Below are 24,697 nucleotides of genomic sequence, written 5' to 3' on the forward strand. Positions count from 1 at the left end.
AACGGTTCGTCGAAACTCCCGTAACTTCCGTACAACCACTCGACCCGATCATGAGTCCGGATGGATACGGCACTCCCCGTGTCCGTCCTTCTCGTGGGGGTTCACCTTGCAGTTCCGCTCCACCCGGCTCGCCCTGGCCGTCACCGCCGTCCTCGCCGCCACGGCCCTCGGCGCCGGCACGCTGGCCACCGCCCCGGCCGCCCTCGCCGCCGGCCCCGCCCCGGCCGCGGCCGCGACCCCGGCCCAGCAGGCCGACGGCCTGCCCGTCTACCCGGAGGGCACCGACCTCGCGGGCGTGGGCACCTCCGGTTTCCTGACCTACTACTTCGGCCACGACACCACCAAGCGGCTGCTCTGGACGCCGTACGACGGCGGTGCCCCGATCCCGCTCCAGGAGTCCGACGAGGGCGACTGGTACGCGCAGGGCAGCGACATCGCCGTCCGCCACTCCGGCGAGACGCGCCGGATCGGGCTGCGGAACATGGCCGCCCCGGCCGCCCCGGTCGTCGAGATCGACCTCGGCGCGCTGAACGCCGACCACGTGACCGTGCTGGGCCCGACGAGCGTGCTCGCTCAGCTCAACAAGGACGACGGCACGTCCGAACTGCACGTCGTGACCAAGAACGGCTCCACGACGACCACCCGCAGGATCGAGGGCCTGCCCGCCGACGCCAAGGACTACTTCGGCCCCACGGCCCGCGACGGCTTCGCCGTCGTCGGCTACGCCACGGGGCCGGAGGACCGGCGGACCGGCGGCCGGGCCGTGATCGACCTCGCGGCCGGGACGGTGACCGAGACGTACTCCGCCACCGAGTCCTGGTACGACTACCGGACCCTGGAGTTCTCCGCCTCCCACGTCACCTGGTACGAGTACGAGGCCGGCACCGGCGGGATCATCCGCTCCGTCGACCGCAGGACGCGCGAGGTGAAGCGGACCGTCCTGGGCGCCCACACCGCCGAGTGGTACACCGCCCTCATGGGCGACTGGCTGATCTACGGCAACCCCACCACCCGGGTCCGGGCCGTCTCCCTGACCACCGGCGAGATCCGCGACCTCCTGGACTCCGGCTCCGCCGCGGCGTCCGCGAGCGACGGCACCGCGGTGGTACGGGGTGCGCGGGCCTCCGACGGCAAGGGCCTGTTCCGGATCGGGACCGCGCAGGACGGCACGCCGAGCGTCACCCAGGTCGCCGTCGACGGCCCGCTGCCCGAGCTGAAGATCGAGGAGGTCCACGTCCCCGACACGGTCGACCTCGACCGGACCGGCGGCACGGCGACGCTGGGCTGGACGCTCTCGCAGCGTGACGCCTCCCTGGACGTCACGCTCACGCACACCGCCACGGGCAAGGAGTTCCGCACGCGCGTGAACGCCCCCGCCGAGGGCACCCGCTTCTCCTTCACCTGGGACGGGACCATCGACGGCGTGGACGCGCCGAACGGCTCGTACGGGGTGGAGGCCGAGGCGACGCCGCTCGACGGCACCGGCGAGCCGGTCTACCAGGGCTGGCTCATGAAGGTGGTCCGCGCGGCCAACCCGCACGACTTCACCGACAACGGCTCCACCGACGTCCTCGCCCGGGACGCCGCGGGCGGGCTGTGGCGCGACGACCTGCGGGACCGGCCCGTGGACGGCACGATCACCTCCGCCCGGCGCACCCAGGCCGGCTGGGGCTGGCAGATCTACAAGCAGGTCGAGGCCGTCGGCGACATCGCGGGCGACGCGGTCGGCGACGTGGTCGCCGCCGACGCCTCCGGCGTGCTCTGGCACTACCTCGGCAAGGGCGACGGCACGTTCGCCCCGCGGGTCCGGATCGGCGGCGGCTGGGGCGTCTACGACAAGCTCACCGGCGGCTCGGACCTCAACGGCGACGGCCGCGCCGACCTCCTCGCCACGGACACATCCGGCGTCCTGTGGCTCTACAAGGGCACGGGCTCCGCGACCGCCCCCTTCGCCGCCCGCGCGCGCGTCGGCGGCGGCTGGGGCATCTACAACCAGGTCACCTCCGTCGGGAACATCACCGGCACCGCCGCCGGGGACCTCGTCGCCCGCGACACCTCCGGTGTCCTCTGGCTGTACCAGGGCGACGGCACCGGCGGAGTCGCCCCCCGCGTGCGGATCGGCGGCGGCTGGAACGCCTTCACCCAGCTCGCCGGCGCCGGTGACGTCGACAGCGACGGCCGGCCGGACCTGATCGCGTACGGGGCGGGCGGCACGTACGTCTACACCTCGACGGGCTCCGCCACGGCCCCCTTCACCCGTCGGACGACGTCGCTGTACGCGGGCGAGGGCACGGCGTTCAACACCATCGCCTAACCCGACCCGCAGACCTGGCCCGAGGGCCCCCGCCCCGTACCGGGCGGGGGCCGTCGGGCTTCGCCGCCGTGGATTCCCCCGCTGAATTACTCTGAAAGGTAAAGCCGAACCCGGCGCCGGGACATTTCCCAGGGCCCCAGGCAAGGGAAGAGCCAAAAGCCTTCCATGGTTCGCCCCGCGCTGATGCGCTCCGGCCCGAAAAGGCGTCCACTGATCAGTGGAGAGGAGCTGGCATGAGCGAGATCACCGGCACCGGCATATCCGTCGCCCATGAGGCGTACGCCTTCGCCTGCATGCGCTGTGGATACGGCTGGGAGCAGGCGTACGACATCGAGCACCACGTCGACGCCGCCGGCCACGCGTACGTCGTCTACAAGGCCGACGGGGAGCGGGTCCCGTCCCCGCTGTCCAAGCCCACCTGCATGAACTGCGGCGGTCACGTCGTCAGGATCATGCGCGCGGGGCAGGTGTCGTCCGTGCTCGACCTGATCGCCGCGACGGAGCAGCACCGGCGCGGATCCAAGGAGACCAAGCCGATCGGGCCGGCCGGCCCCATCGGGCAGGAACTGACCGAGGGCCCCGACGAGCCGCCGGTACCGCACCACTGGCACCTGTCGGACCTTCTGCACCCCTTCCGCCGCAACCACTGACAGCACCCCCGGGCCCGGTCGAGCGCCCGGGACACCCCGTGCGCCGGCACTCATGAGCCTCGTACGATCGGGGCCATGAGTGCCAAGGACGCCCCTCCGCCGCTGCCCGAACCCCTCCTCGTGGAGGTCGCGGACTCGCACACCCACCTGGACCTGCAGTCCGGGACCGTCGAGGAGGCCCTCGTCAAGGCCGCCGCCGTCGGGGTGACCACGGTCGTGCAGGTCGGCTGCGACGTGAAGGGCTCCCAGTGGGCCGCGGAGACCGCCGCCGCCCACGAGCACGTCCACGCGGCCGTCGCCCTGCACCCCAACGAAGCACCCCGGATCGTCCTCGGCGACCCTGGGGGAGGCGGGTCCCGGCAGGGGGCGCGTGAGGGCGGCGGCGACGCGGCACTCGACGACGCGCTCACCGAGATCGACCGGCTCGCCGCCCTGCCGTACGTCCGCGGCGTGGGCGAGACCGGCCTCGACTTCTTCCGTACGGGCCCCGAGGGCATCGCCGCGCAGGAGCGTTCCTTCCGCGCCCACATCGAGATCGCCAAGCGGCACGGCAAGGCCCTCGTCATCCACGACCGCGAGGCCCACGCCGACGTGCTCCGCGTCCTCGACGAGGAGGGCGCCCCCGAGCGGACCGTCTTCCACTGCTACTCCGGCGACGCCGCCATGGCCGAGATCTGCGCCGCCAAGGGCTACTACATGTCCTTCGCCGGCAACGTCACCTTCAAGAATGCCCAGCACCTGCGGGACGCGCTCGCCGTCGCCCCGCTCGAACTCGTCCTCGTCGAGACCGACGCCCCCTTCCTCACCCCGGCGCCCTACCGGGGCCGCCCGAACGCCCCCTACCTGATCCCCGTCACCCTCCGGGCGATGGCGGAGGTGCGGGGGATCGGGGAGGAGACGATGGCGGAGGCGATCGCCGTGAACACCGCCCGCGCCTTCGACTACTGAGGCCACGACCGGGGTACGGCGGAATCGATCCATAACGATTACGTTTCGTGGTCGGGTCGTCGCGGGTCGTGACCGGAGTCGGCGCTAGGGTCCCGGCCTCGTGAGCACTTCCCAGGGCAGTCACCGAGCGGGACGGCGGGGCGCGAGCGCGACCCTGCCCGTGCACGAGCAGCCGACGCAGACGGCACCCCTCGTGCCCCCTGCCACGGGACCCGCCGCCGGAACCGTCCCCGGCCAGGGCTCCCGCACCGGCGCCCGGCGGTCCGCCCGCCGCCGCAAGGCCTCCGGACCCGCCGGGGAGGGCCTGCGCAGACTCGTCCCGCAAGCCCTCGTCGTCGCCTTCCTGGCAGGCGGCACCAGCGCCTTCGTCGCCGACGACAAGGCCGTCCGGCTCTCCGTCGACGGCGTCCCGCGCACCTTCCACACCTTCGCCGACGACGTCGAGGAACTCCTCGCCGACGAGGGCGTCACGGTCGGCGCGCACGACATCGTCGCGCCCGCCCCCGCCGAGGCGTTGAGCAGCGGCGACGAGATCGTCGTCCGGTACGGCCGGCCGGTCGCCCTCACGCTCGACGGGCAGCGCCGCCAGGTCTGGACGACCGCCCGGACCGTCGAGGGGGCGCTGCGCCAGCTCGGGGTCCGCGCGGAGGGCGCCCACCTCTCGGTCTCGCGGGGCGCCCCCATCTCCCGGCAGGGCCTCGCCCTCGACGTACGGACCGAGCGGACGATCACCTTCCTCGCGGACGGGCGCGAGCGGACCGTCCGCACGAACGCCGCCAGCGTCCGCGAGGCGCTCGCCGAGGCCGGGATCACGCTCTCCGGTCAGGACACCACCTCCGTCGCCGCCGACTCCTTCCCCCGCGACGGCCAGACGGTGAACGTGCTGCGGATCACCGGCTCCCGGCAGGTGCGGGAGGAGGCGATCCCGTACGCGGTCGAGAGGGTCCGGGACCCGGAGCTCTTCGCGGGCACCGAGGTCGTCGAACGGCAGGGCGTCACCGGCGTCCGCCGCGTCACGTACAGCCTGCGCACGGTCAACGGCGTCAGGCAGCGGCCCCGCAGGACCGGTGAGGAGATCGTCCGCGAACCCGTCACCCGCGTCGTGCGGGTCGGCACCCGGCGGCCGCCCGCCTCCGTCGCCGGAGCCGACGGCCTCGACTGGGGCGCGCTCGCCGCCTGCGAGTCCGGCGGACGCCCGAACGCCGTCGACCCCTCGGGGACGTACGGCGGGCTCTACCAGTTCGACCCCGGCACGTGGCGCTCCCTCGGCGGCAGCGGCACCGCCCAGAACGCCCCCGCCGCCGAGCAGACGTTCCGGGCGAAGAAGCTCTACGTGCAGCGGGGGGCGAGCCCGTGGCCCCACTGCGGCCGCCGACTGCACGGGTGAGCGGTGCGCGGGCCGTGCCCGCGCGCCGTGGGCGGTGCCCGTGAGCCGTAGGCTGTACCGGTGAGCACCACCACCGGCCCCGAAAGCCCCGACGCCCTCCTCGGCCCCGCCGACATCCGTGAGCTGGCCGCCGTCCTCGGCGTGCGCCCCACGAAGCAGAAGGGCCAGAACTTCGTCATCGACGCCAACACCGTCCGGCGGATCGTCCGCACGGCCGGGGTACGGCCCGACGACGTGGTCGTGGAGGTGGGGCCCGGCCTCGGCTCCCTCACCCTGGCCCTCCTGGAGGCCGCGGACCGGGTGACGGCCGTCGAGATCGACGACGTGCTCGCCGCCGCGCTGCCCGCGACGATCACCGCCCGCATGCCCGCGCGCGCCGACCGCTTCGCGCTCGTGCACTCCGACGCGATGCAGGTACGGGAGCTCCCGGGCCCGGCGCCGACCGCGCTCGTCGCCAACCTGCCGTACAACGTCGCTGTGCCGGTCCTGCTGCACATGCTGGAGCGCTTCCCCAGCATCGAGCGGACCCTCGTCATGGTCCAGGCGGAGGTCGCCGACCGGCTCGCCGCCAAGCCCGGCAACAAGGTCTACGGCGTGCCGTCGGTGAAGGCCAACTGGTACGCGGAGGTCAAGCGGGCCGGGTCCATCGGCCGCAACGTCTTCTGGCCCGCGCCGAACGTCGACTCCGGCCTCGTCGCCCTGGTCCGCCGCACCGAGCCGCTCGCGACCACCGCCACCCGCCAGGAGGTCTTCGCCGTCGTCGACGCGGCCTTCGCCCAGCGCCGCAAGACGCTGCGCGCGGCCCTCGCGACCTGGGCGGGCTCCCCCGCCGCGGCCGAGGAGGCCCTGGTGAAGGCGGGCATCTCGCCGCAGGCGCGCGGCGAGGCGCTGACGGTGGAGGAGTTCGCCCGGATCGCGGAGGCGAAGGCGTGAGCGCGGGTACGCGGACCCCCCGGGCCTCCGTCACCGTCCGCGTCCCCGCCAAGGTCAACGTCCAGCTCGCGGTCGGCGCCGCCCGCCCCGACGGTTTCCACGACCTGGCCAACGTCTTCCTCGCCGTCTCCCTCTTCGACGAGGTCACCGCGACGCCCGCCGCCGAGCTGACGGTCACCTGCGAGGGCCCCGACGCCGACAAGGTGCCGCTCGACCGCACGAACCTGGCCGCCCGGGCCGCCGAGCTGCTCGCCGCCCGGCACGGCATCTCCCCGGACGTCCACCTGCACATCGCCAAGGACATCCCCGTCGCCGGCGGCATGGCGGGCGGCAGCGCGGACGGCGCGGGCGCCCTGCTCGCCTGCGACGCGCTGTGGGGCCTGGACTCCTCCCGCGAGGAACTCCTGGAGATCTGCGCCGAGCTCGGCAGCGACGTGCCGTTCAGCCTCGTCGGCGGGGCGGCGCTCGGCACCGGGCGGGGTGAGAAGCTGACGGAGCTCCCGGTGGGCGGGGACTTCCACTGGGTGTTCGCCGTCGCCGACGGCGGGCTCTCCACCCCGGTGGTCTTCGGCGAGTTCGACCGGCTCACCGAGGGCGTCGACGTCCCCGCGCCGACCGCCTCCCCGGCGCTGCTCGACGCCCTGCGCGCCGGTGACACGACCGCGCTCGCGGGCACCCTCGCCAACGACCTCCAGGCGGCGGCGCTCTCCCTGCGCCCCTCGCTCGCCGCGACCCTGACGACGGGCACGGACGCGGGCGCGCTGGCCGCGCTGGTTTCCGGCTCGGGCCCGACGACGGCGTTCCTGGTGAAGGACGTGGAGGCCGCGGAGACGGTCGCCGCCGCCCTGGCCGCCTCCGGCACCTGCCGCACGGCCCGCGTGGCCACATCCCCCGCGCCGGGCGCCCGCCTTCGGTAGGTACTCGGGTACGGGACTGAGTATCCGCGCCCTGTCGGGCCCCGGCCGGTCGCGGGACCGTACCCGCATGGGAAGCAACAGCCGCCTCAGCGCGCGTGACCTCGCCGCCGCCACCCCGGCGGGCCGGGACCGGTACGTCGACCTCCTCAGGGTCGCCTCGCTCGCGGTCGTCGTCCTCGGCCACTGGCTGATGGCCGCCGTCACCGCCGACGGGCAGGTCGGGAACCTGCTCGCCGTCGTGCCGGAGCTCCAGGTGGCCACCTGGGTGTTCCAGGTGATGCCGGTGTTCTTCTTCGTCGGCGGCTTCTCGCACGCCCTCGCCCACCGCTCGCGGCCGCGGTACGCGGCCTTCCTGCGGGCCCGGCTCCAGCGGCTGCTGCGGCCGACGATGGTCTTCGTCGGGGTGTGGGGCGCCGCCGCGCTCGCGCTCCAGCTGTCAGGGGCGGACGGCGGCCTCACCGGGGTCGCGCTGCGGCTCGTCACCCAGCCGCTCTGGTTCATCGGGATCTATCTGGCGATGGTCGCGTTCACCCCGCCGCTGCTGCGGCTCCACGAGCGGTGGGGGTGGGGCGCGTTCGGCGCGCTCGCGGGCGGCGCGGTCGCCGTCGACGTCCTGCGGTTCGCGGCGGACGTCCCGTTCGTCGGGTTCCTCAACTTCGCGTTCGTCTGGCTCGCCGTCCACCAGCTCGGCTTCCTGCGCGCCGACGGCATGATCCGCCGCCCCGCCGCGCTCGCCGGCGCGGGGCTCCTCGGCGCGACCGCGCTGGTCGCCCTCGGCCCGTACCCGCTGTCCATGGTGGGAATGCCCGGTGAGGCGGTCTCCAACATGGCTCCGCCGACCCTCGCCCTGCTCTGCCACGGGCTGTGGCTGGTCGGCGCGGTCGAGCTGCTCCGGGGCCCCGGGGCCCGGCTCGTCGCCCGCGCCGGGGTGTGGCGCGCGGTGGTCGCCGCCAACGGGATCGCGATGACGGCCTTCCTCTGGCACCTGACGGCCATGCTCGGCGTGTACGGCGCGATGCTCGGTCTCGGCCCCGGCCTGCCCGCCCCCGCCACCGGCGCCTGGTGGGCCCAGGTCCCGCTCCGGTTCGCGGCGGCGGGCGTGCTCACCGCTCTGCTCGTCGCGGTCTTCCGCCGCTTCGAGGCCCCGGTCCCGGCCGCCCCGGCCACCGACTCCGGCGGCCCGGTCGCCGCCCTCGGCATCACCCTCGCCCTGTTCGGGGTCCTGGGCCTCTCCCTGACGGGCTTCGGCGGCCTCCTGACCGGCCACGCGGCCACCCTGATCGCCGTCCCGGTCACCGCCCCGGCGGCGGTGGCCCTGGCCCTGGCGGGCTGGCTCCTGGTGGAGCGGGCGGGAAGGCACGCCGGGCCGCCGCCCGCCCGGCGCCCCCGGCCCTGACCCCCGGCGGCCCGGGGCCCGAGAGCGGGCGCCCGGGTCCGTCCGCGCGGCGACGTACCCTGGGACGTCGATCGATCACCCCGTACAGGAGTCAACGTGGCCGTCAACCTGGTCAATGTCGAGACCGTCAGCAAGGTCTACGGCACCCGTGCCCTCCTCGACGGGGTCTCGCTCGGTGTCTCCGAGGGGGACCGGATCGGGGTCGTGGGCCGCAACGGCGACGGCAAGACCACCCTCATCCGCATGCTCGCCAAGCTGGAGGAGGCCGACACCGGCCGGGTCACGCACAGCGGCGGGCTGCGCCTCGGCGTGCTCACCCAGCACGACTCCCTCGACCCGAAGGCCACCGTCCGGCACGAGGTCATCGGCGTGATGGCCGACCACGAGTGGGCCGGCAGCGCCAAGATCCGCGACGTCCTCACCGGGCTCTTCGGCGGCCTGGACCTGCCCGGCTTCGAGAACGGCCTCGACACCGTCATCGGCCCGCTCTCCGGTGGCGAGCGCCGCCGGATCGCGCTGGCCAAGCTCCTCATCGACGACCAGGACCTGATCGTCCTCGACGAGCCCACCAACCACCTCGACGTCGAGGGCATCTCCTGGCTCGCCAAGCACCTCCAGGAACGCCGCTCCGCGCTCGTCTGCGTCACCCACGACCGCTGGTTCCTCGACCAGGTCTGCACCCGCATGTGGGACGTGCAGCGCGGTGACGTGCACGAGTACGAGGGCGGCTACTCCGACTACGTCTTCGCCCGCGCCGAGCGCGAGCGCATCGCCGCCACCGAGGAGACCAAGCGGCAGAACCTGATGCGCAAGGAGCTGGCCTGGCTGCGGCGCGGCGCCCCCGCCCGTACCTCCAAGCCGCGCTACCGCATCGAGGCCGCCAACGAGCTGATCGCCGACGTGCCGCCGCCGCGCGACACCTCCGAGCTGATGAAGTTCGCCAACGCCCGGCTCGGCAAGACGGTCTTCGACCTGGAGGACGTGACCGTCACCGCCGGTCCCAAGACCCTCCTGGAGCACCTCACCTGGCAGCTCGGCCCCGGCGACCGCATCGGTCTCGTCGGCGTCAACGGCGCGGGCAAGACCTCACTCCTGCGCGCCCTCGCCGACGCCGCCGTCAGCCAGGGCGAGATCCAGCCCGCGGCCGGCAGCGTCACCGTCGGCAAGACCGTCCGGCTCGCCTACCTCTCCCAGGACGTCACCGAGCTCCCCGGCTCCCTGCGGGTCCTGGAGGCCGTCCAGCAGATCCGCGACCGCGTCGACCTCGGCAAGGGCCGCGAGATGACGGCCGGACAGCTCTGCGAGCAGTTCGGCTTCACCAAGGAGAAGCAGTGGACGCCCGTCGGCGACCTCTCCGGCGGTGAGCGCCGCCGCCTCCAGCTGCTCCGGCTGCTGATGGACGAACCGAACGTCCTCTTCCTCGACGAGCCCACCAACGACCTCGACATCGAGACGCTGACCCAGCTGGAGGACCTCCTCGACGGCTGGCCGGGCTCCATGGTCGTCATCTCCCACGACCGGTTCTTCATCGAGCGCACCACGGACAAGACGCTCGCGCTCCTCGGCGACCGGGCCCTGCGGATGCTGCCGCGCGGCATCGACGAGTACCTGGAGCGGCGCCGGAAGATGATCGACGCGGCCGTCCCGACGCCCGCCGCCGCGCCCGCGCAGACGAAGCCGGGCGTCTCGGCCGCGGACGCCCGCGCCGCCAAGAAGGAGCTGCAGAAGGTCGAGCGGCAGCTCGACAAGGTCTCCCAGAAGGAGGCGAAGCTGCACACGCAGATCGCCGACAACGCCACCGATTTCGAGAAGGTCGCGAAGCTCGACGCCGAGCTCCGGGAACTCGTCGGTGAGCGCGAGGAATTGGAGATGCGCTGGCTCGAACTGGCCGAGGACGCATAACGAGGGCATCACAGGCCGGTCCTCCCTTGGGTACAAGGGGCGGACCGGTCGCTTTTGCGCCAGGGCGTGAGTGGTAGAAAGAAAACCCGCTCACGTCAAGGGGGAACCGCTGATGACCCAGCCGCCCAGCAACCAGCCGCCGGGGGGCTTCGGAGCTCCCCAGGACCCGAACCAGGTCCCGCCGGTGCCGCCCGTCCCGCCGCAGGCGCCTCAGACCCCGCCGCCGGCCGGACCGCCCACCGCTCCGCCGACCGCGCCCGGACCGTACGGTCAGCAGCCGCAGCCCGGTTACGGCTACCCGCAGCAGGGCCAGCCGGGACCGTACGGCCAGCAGCCCCCGTACGGCTACCCGCAGCAGCAGCAGCCGCAGCCGGGTTACGGCCAGCAGCAGCCGGGCCCGTACGGCCAGCAGCAGCAGAACCCCTACGGCGGCTACCCGACCCAGCCGATGTACCCCGGCGCCCCCACCCCGCCGCCGTCCGGCGGCGGTCCCTTCAAGGGCCGCACCGGAGTCGTCGCGGGCGTGGCCGTCGCGGCCGTCCTGGTGGCCGCCGTCACCACCTGGGCCTTCGTCGGCGGTGGCGACGACGACAAGCCGATCGCCGGGCCGACCACCTCCGCCACGCCCTCCTCGGGCCTCCCCAAGCCCACCGAGTCGGTGGACAAGGGCGACGGCACGGGTGACGGCGACAAGGGCGAGGACAACCTCAACGCCGGCCGCAAGGACGGCGAGGCCAAGGTGAACTGGCTGCTCAAGAACAACGTCGACCTGCCGCGCAACGGCGCCGACGTCCTCGGCCCGTGGATCGTCGGCGACACCGCCGTCAAGGCCATGTACAAGAGCATCGACGGCTACGGCCTGGCCGACGGCGCCACGAAGTGGCACGTCGACGTGCCGTTCGAGCTGTGCGCGGCGCCGTCCGCGCCCTCGCCGAGCGGGCTCATGGTCTTCGCCTACGCCGAGAGCGCCAAGGACGGCGCCAAGTGCACCTCGCTGCTCCAGGTCGACCTGAAGACGGGCAAGACGGGCTGGAAGAAGGCCGTGCCCAAGCCCAAGGGCCTCTTCGCCTTCTCGGACAACACCCTGTCCATCAGCGGCAACACGGTCACCGTCGCCGGCACGAGCAGCTCGTACGGCTTCTCCCTCACCGACGGCAGGCAGCTGTTCACCGGCGCCACCACCGGCTGCAAGCCCTTCGCGTACGCGGGCGGCACCAAGCTGATCGCCGCCGTGGACTGCCCGTCGGGCAGCACCACCAAGAAGATCCAGGGCGTCAGCCAGGTCGACCCGAACACGGGCAAGGCCAAGTGGACCTTCAAGCTGGAGGCCAACTGGGAGGTGGACCGGGTCTACTCGATCGACCCGCTGGTCGTCTCCGCCACCCAGCGCGAGCAGAAGAAGTGGACCGTCTTCGCGCTCAACGCGAACGGTTCGCTCCGCTCGCAGATCCAGGGCGGCAAGGACAAGTTCGCCCCGTCGTGCGGCGGCGGCTTCGTCATCTTCGGCAAGAACCTCCAGGGCTGCACGGGTGTCGCCGCCGACGCGAACACCTTCTACATGGCCACCGAGACCTCGTACGGCACCCCCAACGAGGTCGTCGCCTTCGACCTGAGGAACGGCAAGGCCAAGTGGCGCTCCAAGGCGCCCGGTGAGCAGTCCATGATGCCGCTGGGCATGGAGGGTTCCGAGGTCCTGCTGTACGTGGACCCGGCGTACGACAAGGGCGGCGCGGTCGCCACCCTCGCCCCGGCCGGCGGTGCGCCGAAGATCCTGCTCCAGCACCCGGTGTCGACGGCCCAGATCGAGAACAGCTTCTACAGCGCGGGCTACGCCTACGGCGCCGGCACCTTCGTCGTGGCGAGCGGTCGCGTCTCCGCGTCGAACGACAAGGAAGAGAAGCAGGTCAAGACGATGATGGCGTTCAGCAAGTGAGGTGCACGGACCGATGACCCAGCCACCCCCACCGAACCAGCCCCCGGACCCGCAGGGTGGCTTCGGCGCGCCGACGCCCCCGCCGCAGCAGCCGGACCCGGGCTACGGCTATCCGCAGCAGCAGCAGCAGCAGCAGCAGCCGGACCAGGGGTACGGATACCCGCAGCAGCCCGATCAGGGCTACGGCTACCCGCAGCAGCAGCCTGACCCCGGCTACGGGTATCCGCAGCAGCAGCAGCCGCCCGCGGCGCCTCCGCAGCAGCCGTACGGCTACCCGGGCCAGCCGCCCACCCAGCCGCAGCAGCCCTACGGGGGCGGCCACCAGCAGCCGGCGCAGCCCCCGTACGGCTACCCGGCGCAGCCGCAGCAGACCTACGGCGGCTACCAGCAGCCCGCCCCGGCCCCCGCGCCCGGCGGCAGGAAGCTGTCGGCCCAGACGCAGATCGTCATCGCGGCGGTCGTCGCGGTCGTCCTGATCGTCGGCGCGGGCGTCTGGTACGCCAACTCCGGCGGCGGCGAGGGCAAGGGCGACGAGGCCAAGGGAACGGCCGGCACCTCGCAGGGCGCGAACGGTACCGGCGGGTCCGGTGACACCAAGGGCCTCGGCGGTGGCGGCAAGGAGAAGGCGCCCGCGAACACCAAGGCGAAGGTGGCGTTCCAGCTGCCCCAGCCGAAGGTCCCGGACGTCACCGACGTCTCCGGCTCCTGGGTCACCGACAAGGCGTTCGTGAAGCCCGGCGTCAACTCGGTCGTCGCCTACGACCTGGACAAGGGCACGCCCCTGTGGACCCTGCCGCTGACCGGCCAGGTCTGCGGCGCCTCGCGCCACAAGTCCGCCGACAACAAGGTGCCGATCCTCTTCGAGGCCAAGAAGCGGGTCGCGCCCCGCTACTACCAGCAGTGCACCGAGGTCGGCATGGTCGACCTGAACACCGGCAAGCTGCTGTGGTCGACCTCGGTCACGGGCGGCACCGCCGGCGACGAGAAGGCCCGCTTCGGCGAGATCACGCTCAGCGGGAAGACCGTCGCGGCCGGCGGCACCGACGGCGGCGCGGCCTTCGACGCCGCCAACGGCAACGCGCGCTGGAAGCCGCAGGCCAACGACGAGAACTGCTACGACCTGGGGTACGGCGGCGGCGAGGGGCTCGTCGCGGTCCGCAAGTGCGGTTCGTACGACGCCCAGTACGTGATGGTCCAGAACCTGGACCCGATGACGGGCGCCCCCCTCTCGCAGTACAAGATGCCGGCCGGTGTGAAGTACGCGTCGGTGGTCTCCACCAAGCCGCTGGTCGTCGCGGCCGACGTCGGCGAGACCGCCGGCGACGGCAGCGGCATCTCGGACTTCTTCTCGATCGACGAGAAGACCGGGAAGCTGAAGGCGAAGATCACGGCGGACGCCGACCAGTACGCGGCCCGCTGCCGTTCGACGAAGGTCGAGTCCTGCTCCCAGGCGGTCGTCGGCAACGGACGCCTCTACGTGCCCACCGAGGAGCACGAGGGCAGCACCGGCGAGTACGGCGACGAGACCAACGAGGTCATCGCCTTCGAACTGGCCAACGGGCGGATGGTGCCGGAGAAGGCCGACGCGGGTGACAAGTACACCCTGGTCCCGCTCCGCATGGACGGCGGCAACCTCATCGCGTACAAGGTCCCGCCGTACGACAAGGGCGGCCAGATCGTGTCGCTGGACGGCGGCACGATGAAGGAGACGCTGCTCCTGGAGAACCCGGGGGACAAGTCGATCCGGAGCGCCGAGACGAGCTTCAGCCTGAACGGGGCCGAATTCCGTTTCGAGGCGGGACGGTTCTTCATCGCGGAGACGCTCGTGAGCAAGACGCGCGAGTCCACGTCCACGTACGACAAGGAGTACCTGGTCGTCTCCTTCAGCACCACGGGCTGACGGCCACCACCCCGTGCGCGGGCCCCTCCGGTTCTCCGGAGGGGCCCGCGCGCTTTCCGCGGTTGGGGCGGTGCGGGGCGGGGGAGCGTGTAGTTTGCCGGGTCAGGCGTGCCGGGGCCTCCGGCGGTGCGGAGGATGGGGGATGACCGGGATGGGCGTACGGCTCGTGGTGGTGGACGACCACCGCCTGCTCGCGGAGGCGCTCGCCTCGGCGCTGAAGCTGCGCGGGCACCGGGTGCTCGCGGCGGCGGCGCCGGTGGCGGGGGCCGCGGAGCTCGTGGTGAGCCGGGCGCCGGAGGTCTGTCTCCTGGGCACGGCCGCTCCGGCCGAGCCGGGCGCCTTCGACGTGGTCGTACGGATCAAGCGGGAGCGGCCGCAGGTGGCGGTGGTGGTGCTGGGTCCGGTGCCGTCGCCGCGCGGGATCGCGGCGGCGTTCGCGGCCGGGGCCTCGGGGTACGTCCGGCACGACGAGCGCATCGAGGGCGTCGAGCGGGCCCTGGTGAAGGCCAGGGCGGGGGAGTCGGCGGTGGCGCCGCAGCTGCTCCAGTCGGCCTTCGCGGAGCTGCTGCACCCCTCGGCGCAGCCCGACGACGAGGGGCAGCGGCTGCTGCGGCTCCTGACGCAGCGCGAGGTGGAGGTCCTCGTCCGGGTCGCGGAGGGGGAGGACACCCGGCTGATCGCGGCCGGGATGGGGATCGCGCCGAGCACCGCGCGGACGCATGTGCAGCGGGTCCTGATGAAGCTGGGGGTGGGGTCGCGCCTGGAGGCGGCGGCCCTCGCGGCCCGTACGGGGCTGCTCGACCGCGCGCTGCCGGCGCCGCGCGGGTCCCTCTGACCGAGGTGTGCCGAAGCCCGGTCCCGTTCGGTGCGGGGCCGGGCCTCGTCATTGACGGGCGTGTTGGAATATGGTTTCTTGTGCGTGGTTGTGTTGGATTTGCCGAAGGGCACCCCCGTGAAGAAGACCGCCACCACGCTCGCCGACGGACGCGAGCTCATCTACTACGACACGCGTGACGACACCGTCCGCGGTGCCGTGGACCCGCGCCCCCTCACCCCCGTCGTCTCCCGCTCCGAGATCCGGTACGACGCGCTCACGGGCGACCCCGTCGCCGTCGCCTCGCACCGGCAGGCCCGCACCTACCACCCGCCGGCCGACGCCTGCCCGCTCTGCCCCGCCCGGGGCGGACGCGAGAGCGAGATCCCCGAGGAGAGCTACGAGGTGGCGGTCTTCGAGAACCGCTTCCCCTCCCTCTCCGGCGGCGTCGGCCGCTGCGAGGTCGTCTGCTTCACCGACGACCACACGCTCTCCTTCGCCGACCTCACCGAGGAACGGGTCTCCCTCGTCCTCGACGCCTGGACCGACCGCACCGCGACGCTCTCCGCGCTCCCCGGCATCGAGCAGGTCTACTGCTTCGAGAACCGCGGCGCGGAGATCGGCGTCACCCTGCCCCACGCGCACGGCCAGATCTACGCCTTCCCCTACGTCGCCCCCCGGACGGCCGCCATGCGCCGCCGGATCGACGAGCACCGCGCCGAGACCGGCCGGAACCTCTTCGACGACGTCGTCGAACGGGAGCGCGCCGACGCGGAGCGGGTGGTCCTGGAGACCGAGCACTGGATCGCCTTCGTGCCGTACGCCGCCCACTGGCCGTACGAGGTGCACCTCCACCCCAAGCGGCGGGTGCCCGACCTCCTCGCCCTCGCCGGGGCCGCCCGCACAGAGTGCGCACAGGTCTACCTGGAACTCTTGGGGCGGTTCGACCGGATCTTCGGTCCGGACGAACCGCCGACGCCCTACATCGCCGCCTGGCACCAGGCGCCGTTCACGGACCCGCGGCGCGAGGACTTCGGCCTGCACCTGGAGCTCTTCACCGTCCGGCGGGCCCCCGGCAGACTGAAGTTCCTCGCGGGCACCGAGTCCGGCATGGGGGCGTTCATGAACGACGTGAGGCCGGAAGACGCGGCCCGACGACTCCGAGAGGTGGCAGGCGCATGACGCGGCGGTATCTGGTGACGGGCGGGGCGGGATACGTGGGCAGCGTGGTCGCCGCCCACCTCCTGGAGCGGGGCCACCGGGTCACCGTCCTCGACGACCTCTCCACCGGCTTCGCCGAAGCCGTCCCCGAGGGGGCCGAGTTCGTCGAGGGACGGATCCAGGACGCCGGGAAGTGGCTCGACGGCACCTACGACGGCGTCCTGCACTTCGCCGCCTTCTCCCAGGTCGGCGAGTCCGTCGTCCACCCCGAGAAGTACTGGGAGAACAACGTCGGCGGCACCGTCGCGCTGCTCGCCGCCATGCGCTCCGCCGGGGTCCGCAGGCTGGTCTTCTCCTCCACCGCCGCCACCTACGGCGAGCCGGCCACCGTGCCGGTCACCGAGACCGCGCCGACCGCCCCCACCAGCCCCTACGGGGCGAGCAAGCTCGCCGTCGACCACATGATCGGCGGGGAGTGCACCGCCCACGGCCTGGCCGCCGTCTCCCTGCGCTACTTCAACGTCGCCGGGGCGTACGGCTCGCTCGGCGAGCGGCACGCGCCCGAGTCGCACCTGATCCCGCTCGTCCTCCAGGTCGCCCTCGGCCGGCGCGACGCGATCTCCGTGTACGGCGAGGACTACCCGACCCCGGACGGCACCTGCGTCCGCGACTACATCCACGTCGCCGACCTCGCCGAGGCCCACCTCCTGGCGCTCGACGCCATGACCCCGGGCGAGCACCTGATCTGCAACCTGGGCAACGGCAACGGCTTCTCCGTCCGCGAGGTCGTCGAGACCGTACGGCGGGTCACCGGGCACCCGGTCCCGGAGATCACCGCCCCGCGCCGCGCCGGAGACCCGGCGGTCCTCGTCGCCTCCGCCGACGCCGCCCGCGAGCGGCTCGGCTGGACGCCGTCCCGCCCGGACCTGGCCGATGTCGTCGCCGACGCCTGGGCCTTCGCCCGCCGACAGGACACGGAAGGACGCGGATGAGCGTCGTGGCCGCTTTCGAGGCGCTGTACGGCGCCGCCCCCGACGGGGTCTGGGCCGCCCCCGGGCGGGTCAACCTCATCGGCGAGTACACCGACTTCAACGACGGCTTCGTACTGCCGCTCGCGCTGCCGCACACCACCGTCGCCGCCGTCTCCCGCCGTGACGACGGAGTCCTGCGCCTGCACTCCGCCGACATCGACGGCGGGATCGTCCAGCTGGAGGCGGACGCCCTCGAACCGCTCTCCGGCGGCGGCTGGGCGGCCTACCCCGCCGGGGTCGTCTGGGCGCTGCGGGAGGCCGGACACCCGGTGACGGGCGCGGACGTCCACCTCACCTCGACCGTGCCGACCGGCGCCGGGCTCTCCTCCTCGGCGGCCCTGGAGGTCGTCACGGCGCTCGCCCTGAACGACCTGTTCGCGCTCGGGCTCTCCCGGCCCGAGCTCGCCCAGCTCGCGCAGCGCGCCGAGAACGCCTTCGTCGGCGTGCCGTGCGGGGTCATGGACCAGATGGCCTCCGCCTGCGCCGAGGAGGGCCACGCCCTCCATCTGGACACCCGGGACCTCTCCTACCGTCAGGTCCCCTTCGACCTCGCCCGCGAGGGGCTGCGGCTGCTCGTCGTCGACACCCGCGTGAAGCACGCGCTCGGGGACGGCGCGTACGCGGAAAGGCGCGCCGGGTGTGAAGCCGGTGCGCGGGCGCTCGGAGTCGAGACCCTGCGCGACGTCAGCGCCGTGCTTCTCCCCACATCCCTCGCACTCCTGGACGACGCGAGGGTGCGGAGCTACGTACGGCACGTCGTCACCGACAACGCGCGCGTGGAACGGACGCTCGCACTCCTCGACGCCGGGGACACCCGGGCCGTCGGCCCCGTCCTCACCGAGGGCCACGCCTCCCTCCGGGACGACCTGCGCGTCTCCTGCCCCGAACTGGACCTCGTCGTCGAGGCGGCGAACGCCGCCGGGGCGCTCGGCGCCCGGATGACCGGCGGCGGCTTCGGCGGCTCGGCCCTCGTCCTCGTCGACACCGACCGGGCGGACACGGTCGCCGCCGCCGTCGGGAAGGCGTTCGCCGAGGCCGGATACGCCACTCCCGGGATCTTCCCGGCCGTCCCCTCGGCGGGCGCGCGCCGCCTCTGAGCCTCCCGCCCCCGCGCCCCGGCACCTCCGCGCCACGCCCCCGAGATCCCGCGTACGCCGGTACGACTTCGGACAGTTCCGCGAATCGGCCCCCACCGCGACGCCCCGCCCCTACTCTGAGGGGCAGCGCCGGTGGGGGCCGGTGCTGTTCAGGGGTCGAGACCCGCTCGGGTACGGCGCCGGAAGCGGGGTAACAGTCAACGCACGGCGGCGGCCGCGCGAACGACGGACCCGCCCCCGGCGCCGTACCCGCGTCGGGTCCGTTCCTCGACACTTGGGAGTGTCCGTGGCACGTATCCGTGTCCTCGTGGTGGACGACCACCGCGTCTTCGCCGAATCGCTGGCCGCCGCACTCGCGGCCGAGCCCGATGTCGACGTCGCCGCCGCCGGCAGCGGCCCGGCCGCCCTGCGCTGCCTGGACCGCGCCGCGGCCGAGGGACGCAGGTTCGACGTGCTGCTCGTCGACGCCGACCTCGGCGTGGCCCTCCCGGGGACGGCCGTGGCCCGCGCCGTGCCGGACGACGCCGAGGGCGCCGTCGACGGGATCTCCCTGGTGGCGGGGGTGCGCAGGGTCCAGCCCGCGGTCCGCACGGTGGTCCTCGCCGAGAGGGACGATCCGCACCGGGCGGCGCTCGCCCTCCAGGCCGGGGCCTGCGGCTGGGTGGCGAAGGACTGCTCCCTCCAGCGGCTGCTCGCCGTGGTCCGGGGGGTGCTGCGGGACGAGACGCATCTGCCGCCCGCGCTGCTCACCGGCGTGCTGCGGGAGTTGACGGCGGCCCGCAAGCACCGGACGGACAGCGAGCGGCTCGTGGAGTCGCTGACCCCGCGCGAGCGGGAGGTGCTGCGCTGCATGGTCGCGGGCCTGGGCCGCAAGGCGGTCGCCGAGCGCCTCTTCCTCTCCCCGCACACCGTCCGCACCCACATGCAGAACGTGCTGGGGAAGCTGGGCGTGCACTCGACGCTGGCCGCGGTGGCCCTGGCGCGCCGGGCGGGCGTGGGACCGGCCCAGCTGGGCGAGGTGCCGCTGGCGCGGCTAGCCGGGGACGTTGTCGAACGGGGCGGTCAGCTGGCGTAGCAGCGCGGCCAGTTCGCCGCGCTGGGCGCGGGAGAGCTGCGCCAGGATGGCGCGCTCCTGGGCGAGGAGGCCGGCGAGCGCCTCGTCGGCGCGGTCGCGTCCCTCCGGCGTGAGCCGGACCAGGACCCCGCGGCGGTCGCTGGGGTCGGGGAGCCGCTCGACGAGGCCCTTCTTGGTGAGCCGGTCGATGCGGTTGGTCATGGTGCCGGAGGTGACCAGGGTCTGGGTCAGGAGCTGGCCGGGGGAGAGCTGGTAGGGCGCTCCGGCCCGGCGCAGGGAGGTGAGGACGTCGAACTCCCAGGGCTCCAGCTGGTGCTCGGAGAAGGCGAGCCGACGGGCGCGGTCGAGGTGCCGGGCGAGCCGCGAGACGCGGCTGAGCACCTCGAGCGGTTCCACGTCGAGGTCGGGGCGCTCGCGGCGCCATGCTGCGACCAGTCGGTCGACCTCGTCCTCCATGACGATCAGTGTAAAGGGTCTGTTGACATAAAGTCTCTTGATGTCGAGTCTCTCGATGTAGAGTATCTTGATATCAAGAAATATTTCTCTGGACTATGGGGAAGGGACCCGGCCGGAACGCCGTTCCGCTTCGGCAACTCGTGCCAGCAAGGGGGCTTCGCACATGCATTCCGTGGAATCCGCACCCACGTGGGATCCGCAGCAGTACCTCCGACACTCCGGCCACCGCACCCGGCCCTTCCTCGACCTCCTCGCCCGAATACCCCACCTCCCCGCCCAGGACCGCCCCGCCCGCATCGCCGACCTCGGCTGCGGACCCGGCAACGTGACGGCCCTCCTCGCCGACCGGTGGGCCGACGCGCACATCACCGGGTTCGACCTCTCGCCCGCCATGCTGGAGACCGCCGAGAAGGAGTGGTCGGGGACCACCCGGGGCGGCGGCTGGATCGACTTCAGGACCGCCGACGCCGCGCACTGGACCCCCGAGGAGCCCTACGACCTGATCGTCTCCAACGCCGCCCTCCAGTGGGTGCCCAACCACCCCGAGTCCTTCGCCGCCTGGATCGACGGACTCCACCCCGGCGGCACCCTCGCCTTCCAGGTCCCCGGAAACTTCACCTCGCCCAGCCACGCCCTGCTCGGCGAACTCTGCGACACCCCCGAGTGGCGCGAGCGCCTCGGCGAACAGGGCCGGCGCTTCGTCCACATCCTCGACACCGCCGACTACCTCACCCGCCTCACCGACCTCGGCTGCGAGACGGATGTCTGGGAGACCACGTACTGCCAGCTGCTCCAGGGCGAGGACCCCGTACTCGACTGGGTCAAGGGCACGGCCCTGCGGCCCGTCCTCACCACCCTGGGCGACGACCGGGAGGCGGTCGACGCCTTCCTCGGCCAGTACCGCGCCCTGCTCCGCGAGGCCTACCCGCCGGGCCCGCACGGCACGGTCTTCCCCTTCCGCCGCGTCTTCGCCGTCGCCCGCAAGAGCTTCTGACCGACGCGGAACGCCCCGCACCGGAGTTCCGGTGCGGGGCGTTCCCCGTGATGCCGTGATGCCGTGGTGCTCGGAACGACTAGTACAGACCGTTGTAGATCTGGTAGCCACGGCCGATCGAGACGCGCGGCTTGAAGACCTGGCCCGCCTCACCCTGGCCCGAGTAGCGGAACAGCTCGCCGCCCGCGTTCACCGCGAGCAGGTCGGCCTTGCCGTCACCCGTGATGTCACCGGGCGCCACCAGCTTCGGGTACGCGTTCCAGCCGCCGCCGATCCGGACGCGGGGCTTGAACGCGGAACCGGCCTGGCCGGTGCCCTGGTACAGGTAGAGCGTGCCGTCCTTGGCACGGGCCACCAGGTCGTTCAGACCGTCGCCGCTCAGGTCGCCCGAACCGACGATCCGGTCGTACGCGCCCCAGCCGGAGCCGACCTTGACGCGCGCGTGCAGCGCCGTGCCGTCGTAGTTGCTCCGGTACAGCCACAGGACGCCGGAACGGTCCCGGGCGACGAAGTCACCGGTGCCGTCACCGTTCAGGTCGCCCGGACCCGCGATGAGGTTGACGGCACCCCAGCCGCCGCCGAAGTCCGTGTCGCCGCCGTGGAGACGACCGTCGTAGATCTCCAGGGTGTCGGAGACGTTGTCGCGGCCCAGCGAGTTGACCTCGAAGATGTTCGCCCCGGCCCAGCCGCCGTCGCTGCTGACCTGCTGGCGGGGGGTCAGCTTGCCCGTGCCCGTCGGGCTGTACCAGAAGAGCGTGCCGGCCTTGTCGCGGGCCAGCAGACCCTCCTTGCCGTGCGTCGGCACGTTGCCCGCGCCGCCCAGCTGGGCCGCGCCCGCCCAGCCCCCGCCGTCGCTGGCCTGCTTGCGGGCCGTGAAGTTGCCCCCGCCCGTGCCGTAGTAGATCCACAGCGTGCCGTCCGAGCCGCGCGCGACGAGGTCGGCGACACCGTTGCCGTTGTCGTCGTCGATGCCGACGATCTGGTTGTACTCCTGCCAGCCGTGGCCGACCTGCTTGCGCCCCTTCACCGTCTGCGGGTTGCCGGTGCTGCCGTAGTAGTACAGGGCGCCGGAGGGCGTACGGGCGAGGAAGTCACCCCGGCCGTCACCGTCGCTGTCGCCGAGACCGACCAGCTGGTCGTAGGCCGTCCAGCCCTTGCCGACCAGCTTGCGGGCGTGGAACGGGGCGTTGTACACGCCCGTCGAGACGTACACGTACAGCTCGCCGGCGGGCGTACGGGCCAGCACGTCCGCACGGCCGTCACCGCTGAGGTCACCGGGCGAGAAGATCTTGTTGTAGATCTCCCAGCCGGCCCCGGACCAGCGGAGACCGGCGTAGGACGGGGACGCGTCCCCGTAGACCGACAGACGACCGAACTTGGTCAGCGTCAGGACCTCGGGACGGCCGCCGTTCGCGTCCTGGTCGCCGATCGGCACGATGTCCTTGACGAACTCGTCGGTCGAGACGAACTCCGAGCCGTTGCCCGTGGTCGTCGACGTCCAGACCTTGCCGTCGCCCGTACGGAAGACGAGGTCGGTACGGCCGTCGCCGTCGAAGTCCGCACGCGACGGCAGGGTCGCCGTGGCGCCCGCGGCCCCGGCGGACCGGGCACCGTCCTGCGGCAGGAACCGCCCCGACGGAACGGTGGAGACCGCGGCGGGCTTCTCCACGGACGGGCGCGGCGCCGGCGAGTCGGCGGACGCGGGGCCCGCCAGGAGCATGCCCGCGGAGAGGGCGAGAGCGGTGCAGCCGGCGACCCGGCGCGCACGCTTGGAATGCGGGAAGAACAAGAAGATCCCCCCCAGGGAATCAGAGGTTCGACAGAACCAGCCAGGGAGGGTCGCACAGGGCAGAACGGCGTCAGCGCACGACAGAAGGCACGCGGAGACGACCTCGAAACGGCCGGAACACCCCCCCGGATGTTGAACGCGAGTCTACTCGCGCCCGCACCATACTCCAGAGCTTTACCGGGAATCCGACCCTCCGGTCAGCTCTTCCGATGCCCTATCAACCGCGGCTTCGGCTCCAGACCGTCCAGACCGTGCCACGCCAGGTTCACCAGATGCGCCGCGACCTCCGCCTTCTTCGGCTTCCGGACGTCCAGCCACCACTGCCCCGTCAGCGCCACACTGCCCACCAGGGCCTGCGCGTACAGCGGCGCCAGCTTCGGATCGAAACCACGGGCCTTGAACTCCAGACCCAGGATGTCCTCCACCTGCGTGGCGATGTCGCTGATCAACGACGCGAACGTCCCCGTCGACTGCGCCACCGGGGAGTCCCGTACGAGAATCCGGAAACCGTCCGTGTAGTTCTCGATGTAGTCCAACAGCGCGAACGCCGCCTGCTCCAGAAGCTCCCGCGGATGCCCGGCCGTCAGCGCGCCCGTCACCCCGTCCAGAAGCTGACGCATCTCCCGGTCGACCACGACCGCGTACAGCCCCTCCTTGCCGCCGAAGTGCTCGTACACCACCGGCTTGGAGACCCCGGCCTTCGCCGCGATCTCCTCCACCGACGTGCCCTCGAAACCCTTCTCCGCGAAGAGCGTGCGGCCGATGTCGAGCAGCTGCTCCCGCCGCTCCGCGCCCGTCATCCGCACCCGGCGCCCCCGCCGGGGCTTCTGCTCGCCACTGCCGGTGCTGCCGGTCCCGCCGTCGATCGCCACGTCCTCCATCATGCCGCTTCTGCGGACGCGCTCTGGCGGCGGGCTTCGATGCGCTCCTTCGCCGGCCAACGCACGTCGTACGCCCAGCCCGCCCGCTCGAACCAGCGGATCAGCCGCGCACTGGAGTCGACCTGGCCGCGCAGCACCCCGTGCCGGGCCGACGTCGGCTCCGCGTGGTGCAGGTTGTGCCAGGACTCGCCGCACGACAGCACCGCCAGCCACCACACGTTGCCCGAACGGTCCCGCGACTTGAACGGACGCTTGCCCACCGCGTGGCAGATGGAGTTGATCGACCACGTGACATGGTGCAGCAGCGCCACGCGCACCAGCGAACCCCAGAAGAACGCCGTGAACGCGCCCCACCACGACATCGTCACCAGACCACCCACCAGCGGCGGGATCGCCAGCGACAGGATCGTCCACCACAGGAACTGGCGCGAGATCGCCCGGATCGCCGGGTCCCTGATCAGATCGGGCGCGTACTTGTGCTGAGGGGTCCGCTCCTCGTCGAACATCCAGCCGATGTGCGCCCACCACAGGCCCTTCATCAGCGCCGGAAGCGTCTCGCCGAACCGCCACGGCGAGTGCGGGTCACCCTCCGCGTCCGAGAACCTGTGGTGCTTGCGGTGATCCGCCACCCAGCGCACCAGCGGACCCTCGACGGCCAGCGACCCCATGACCGCGAGAGCGATCCGCAACGGCCGCTTCGCCTTGAAGGAACCGTGCGTGAAATACCGGTGGAAACCGATCGTGATCCCGTGACAGCCGATGAAGTACATCGCGACCATCAGCCCCAGATCCAGCCAGCTCACCCCCCAGCCCCAGGACAGCGGCACCGCCGCGAGCAGCGCCACGAACGGCACCACGATGAAGAACAGCAACGCGACCTGCTCGATCGAACCCTTGCTGTCCCCGCCCAGCGTGGCGGGGGGCAGAGCCGTGGCACCGGACGACGCCTCGGGCGCCGAGGTCACCTCGGGGCTGGTGGTCATAGGAGTCCCCTGGAGGGTGAGGGTGAGGGAAAGTGCGAGAAAACGCGGCCGTGGCTACGCCTCCGTAACCTACGGCGTCGTAAGTATGGCAGCGACGTGGCACGCGGCAAGAGGGCACGAGAGGACCCTGGCCGCT

20 protein-coding genes are annotated in these 24,697 nt (G+C 72.7%); 16 read left to right on the forward strand and 4 right to left on the reverse strand.

Annotated features, from left to right (window positions below; all coding sequences use genetic code 11):
• Nucleotides 1-106: 106 nt before the first annotated feature.
• The 15 genes from ACRRSS_RS02915 (at nt 107) to ACRRSS_RS02985 (ending at nt 19,458) form a co-directional block, all read left to right on the forward strand.
• On the forward strand, nt 107-2,314 hold the full coding sequence (locus tag ACRRSS_RS02915) for an FG-GAP repeat domain-containing protein (protein WP_435969648.1): 2,208 nt from the start codon (nt 107-109) through the stop codon (nt 2,312-2,314).
• Between the two features lie 233 nt (nt 2,315-2,547).
• On the forward strand, nt 2,548-2,964 hold the full coding sequence (locus tag ACRRSS_RS02920; protein ID WP_435969649.1) for a hypothetical protein: 417 nt from the start codon (nt 2,548-2,550) through the stop codon (nt 2,962-2,964).
• A 75-nt stretch (nt 2,965-3,039) separates the two neighbouring features.
• Nucleotides 3,040-3,912, forward strand: coding sequence for a TatD family hydrolase (locus ACRRSS_RS02925; RefSeq protein ID WP_435969650.1), 873 nt, complete (start codon nt 3,040-3,042; stop codon nt 3,910-3,912).
• Nucleotides 3,913-4,012: 100 nt separating this feature from the next.
• Nucleotides 4,013-5,299 (forward strand): ubiquitin-like domain-containing protein, encoded by a 1,287-nt coding sequence (locus tag ACRRSS_RS02930; RefSeq protein ID WP_435969651.1) that lies wholly within the window; start codon nt 4,013-4,015, stop codon nt 5,297-5,299.
• A 60-nt stretch (nt 5,300-5,359) separates the two neighbouring features.
• Nucleotides 5,360-6,232 (forward strand): 16S rRNA (adenine(1518)-N(6)/adenine(1519)-N(6))-dimethyltransferase RsmA, encoded by an 873-nt coding sequence (gene rsmA / locus ACRRSS_RS02935; protein WP_435969652.1) that lies wholly within the window; start codon nt 5,360-5,362, stop codon nt 6,230-6,232.
• Nucleotides 6,229-7,149, forward strand: coding sequence for a 4-(cytidine 5'-diphospho)-2-C-methyl-D-erythritol kinase (locus tag ACRRSS_RS02940; RefSeq protein WP_435969653.1), 921 nt, complete (start codon nt 6,229-6,231; stop codon nt 7,147-7,149). Before rsmA ends, ACRRSS_RS02940 begins: the two co-directional genes overlap by 4 nt.
• Nucleotides 7,150-7,216: 67 nt before the next feature.
• Complete coding sequence (locus ACRRSS_RS02945) at nt 7,217-8,545, forward strand: acyltransferase family protein (protein WP_435969654.1); 1,329 nt, start codon at nt 7,217-7,219, stop codon at nt 8,543-8,545.
• A 96-nt stretch (nt 8,546-8,641) separates the two neighbouring features.
• Nucleotides 8,642-10,447: an ABC-F family ATP-binding cassette domain-containing protein gene (locus ACRRSS_RS02950; protein ID WP_435969655.1), complete on the forward strand. Its 1,806-nt coding sequence runs from the start codon at nt 8,642-8,644 to the stop codon at nt 10,445-10,447.
• Nucleotides 10,448-10,559: 112 nt separating this feature from the next.
• Nucleotides 10,560-12,380 carry an outer membrane protein assembly factor BamB family protein gene (locus tag ACRRSS_RS02955; protein ID WP_435969656.1) on the forward strand — a complete coding sequence of 607 codons (1,821 nt, stop codon included), beginning with the start codon at nt 10,560-10,562 and terminating at the stop codon, nt 12,378-12,380.
• Nucleotides 12,381-12,393: 13 nt separating this feature from the next.
• On the forward strand, nt 12,394-14,280 hold the full coding sequence (locus tag ACRRSS_RS02960; RefSeq protein ID WP_435969657.1) for an outer membrane protein assembly factor BamB family protein: 1,887 nt from the start codon (nt 12,394-12,396) through the stop codon (nt 14,278-14,280).
• A gap of 151 nt (nt 14,281-14,431) precedes the next feature.
• Nucleotides 14,432-15,115 carry a response regulator transcription factor gene (locus ACRRSS_RS02965; RefSeq protein ID WP_435975235.1) on the forward strand — a complete coding sequence of 228 codons (684 nt, stop codon included), beginning with the start codon at nt 14,432-14,434 and terminating at the stop codon, nt 15,113-15,115.
• A 117-nt stretch (nt 15,116-15,232) separates the two neighbouring features.
• On the forward strand, nt 15,233-16,276 hold the full coding sequence (galT, locus tag ACRRSS_RS02970; protein WP_435969658.1) for a galactose-1-phosphate uridylyltransferase: 1,044 nt from the start codon (nt 15,233-15,235) through the stop codon (nt 16,274-16,276).
• On the forward strand, nt 16,273-17,247 hold the full coding sequence (galE, locus tag ACRRSS_RS02975; protein ID WP_435969659.1) for a UDP-glucose 4-epimerase GalE: 975 nt from the start codon (nt 16,273-16,275) through the stop codon (nt 17,245-17,247). Before galT ends, galE begins: the two co-directional genes overlap by 4 nt.
• Entirely contained in the window at nt 17,244-18,383 is a 1,140-nt protein-coding gene (galK, locus tag ACRRSS_RS02980; protein ID WP_435969660.1) for a galactokinase, read from the forward strand. The genes galE and galK overlap by 4 nt, the downstream gene beginning before the upstream one ends.
• 274 nt (nt 18,384-18,657) lie before the next feature.
• Complete coding sequence (locus tag ACRRSS_RS02985; protein ID WP_435969661.1) at nt 18,658-19,458, forward strand: LuxR C-terminal-related transcriptional regulator; 801 nt, start codon at nt 18,658-18,660, stop codon at nt 19,456-19,458.
• Here the strand turns inward: ACRRSS_RS02985 and ACRRSS_RS02990 are convergent.
• A complete protein-coding gene (locus ACRRSS_RS02990) occupies nt 19,417-19,914 on the reverse strand; it encodes a MarR family winged helix-turn-helix transcriptional regulator (RefSeq protein ID WP_351897504.1) in 498 nt (165 codons plus the stop codon). The two genes, ACRRSS_RS02985 and ACRRSS_RS02990, sit on opposite strands and share 42 nt — an antisense overlap.
• Before the next feature lie 163 nt (nt 19,915-20,077).
• On the opposite strand from ACRRSS_RS02990, the gene ACRRSS_RS02995 reads away from it, so the two are divergent.
• The gene (locus ACRRSS_RS02995) at nt 20,078-20,908 is read left to right on the forward strand and encodes a trans-aconitate 2-methyltransferase (protein WP_435969662.1); all 831 of its coding nucleotides are present in this window, start codon (nt 20,078-20,080) and stop codon (nt 20,906-20,908) included.
• Between the two features lie 79 nt (nt 20,909-20,987).
• On the opposite strand, the gene ACRRSS_RS03000 is transcribed toward ACRRSS_RS02995, so the two are convergent.
• The 3 genes from ACRRSS_RS03000 to ACRRSS_RS03010 all read right to left on the reverse strand — a co-directional run bounded on the left by ACRRSS_RS03000 (nt 20,988) and on the right by ACRRSS_RS03010 (nt 24,561).
• Nucleotides 20,988-22,697: an FG-GAP repeat domain-containing protein gene (locus ACRRSS_RS03000; RefSeq protein ID WP_435969663.1), complete on the reverse strand. Its 1,710-nt coding sequence runs from the start codon at nt 22,695-22,697 to the stop codon at nt 20,988-20,990.
• Between the two features lie 197 nt (nt 22,698-22,894).
• Nucleotides 22,895-23,581: a TetR/AcrR family transcriptional regulator gene (locus ACRRSS_RS03005; RefSeq protein ID WP_435969664.1), complete on the reverse strand. Its 687-nt coding sequence runs from the start codon at nt 23,579-23,581 to the stop codon at nt 22,895-22,897.
• Nucleotides 23,578-24,561 (reverse strand): acyl-CoA desaturase, encoded by a 984-nt coding sequence (locus tag ACRRSS_RS03010; protein WP_435969665.1) that lies wholly within the window; start codon nt 24,559-24,561, stop codon nt 23,578-23,580. Before ACRRSS_RS03010 ends, ACRRSS_RS03005 begins: the two co-directional genes overlap by 4 nt.
• Between the last annotated feature and the right edge of the window lie 136 nt (nt 24,562-24,697).

The organism is Streptomyces sp. Qhu_M48 (assembly GCF_051305195.1).
Taxonomy (GTDB): domain Bacteria; phylum Actinomycetota; class Actinomycetes; order Streptomycetales; family Streptomycetaceae; genus Streptomyces.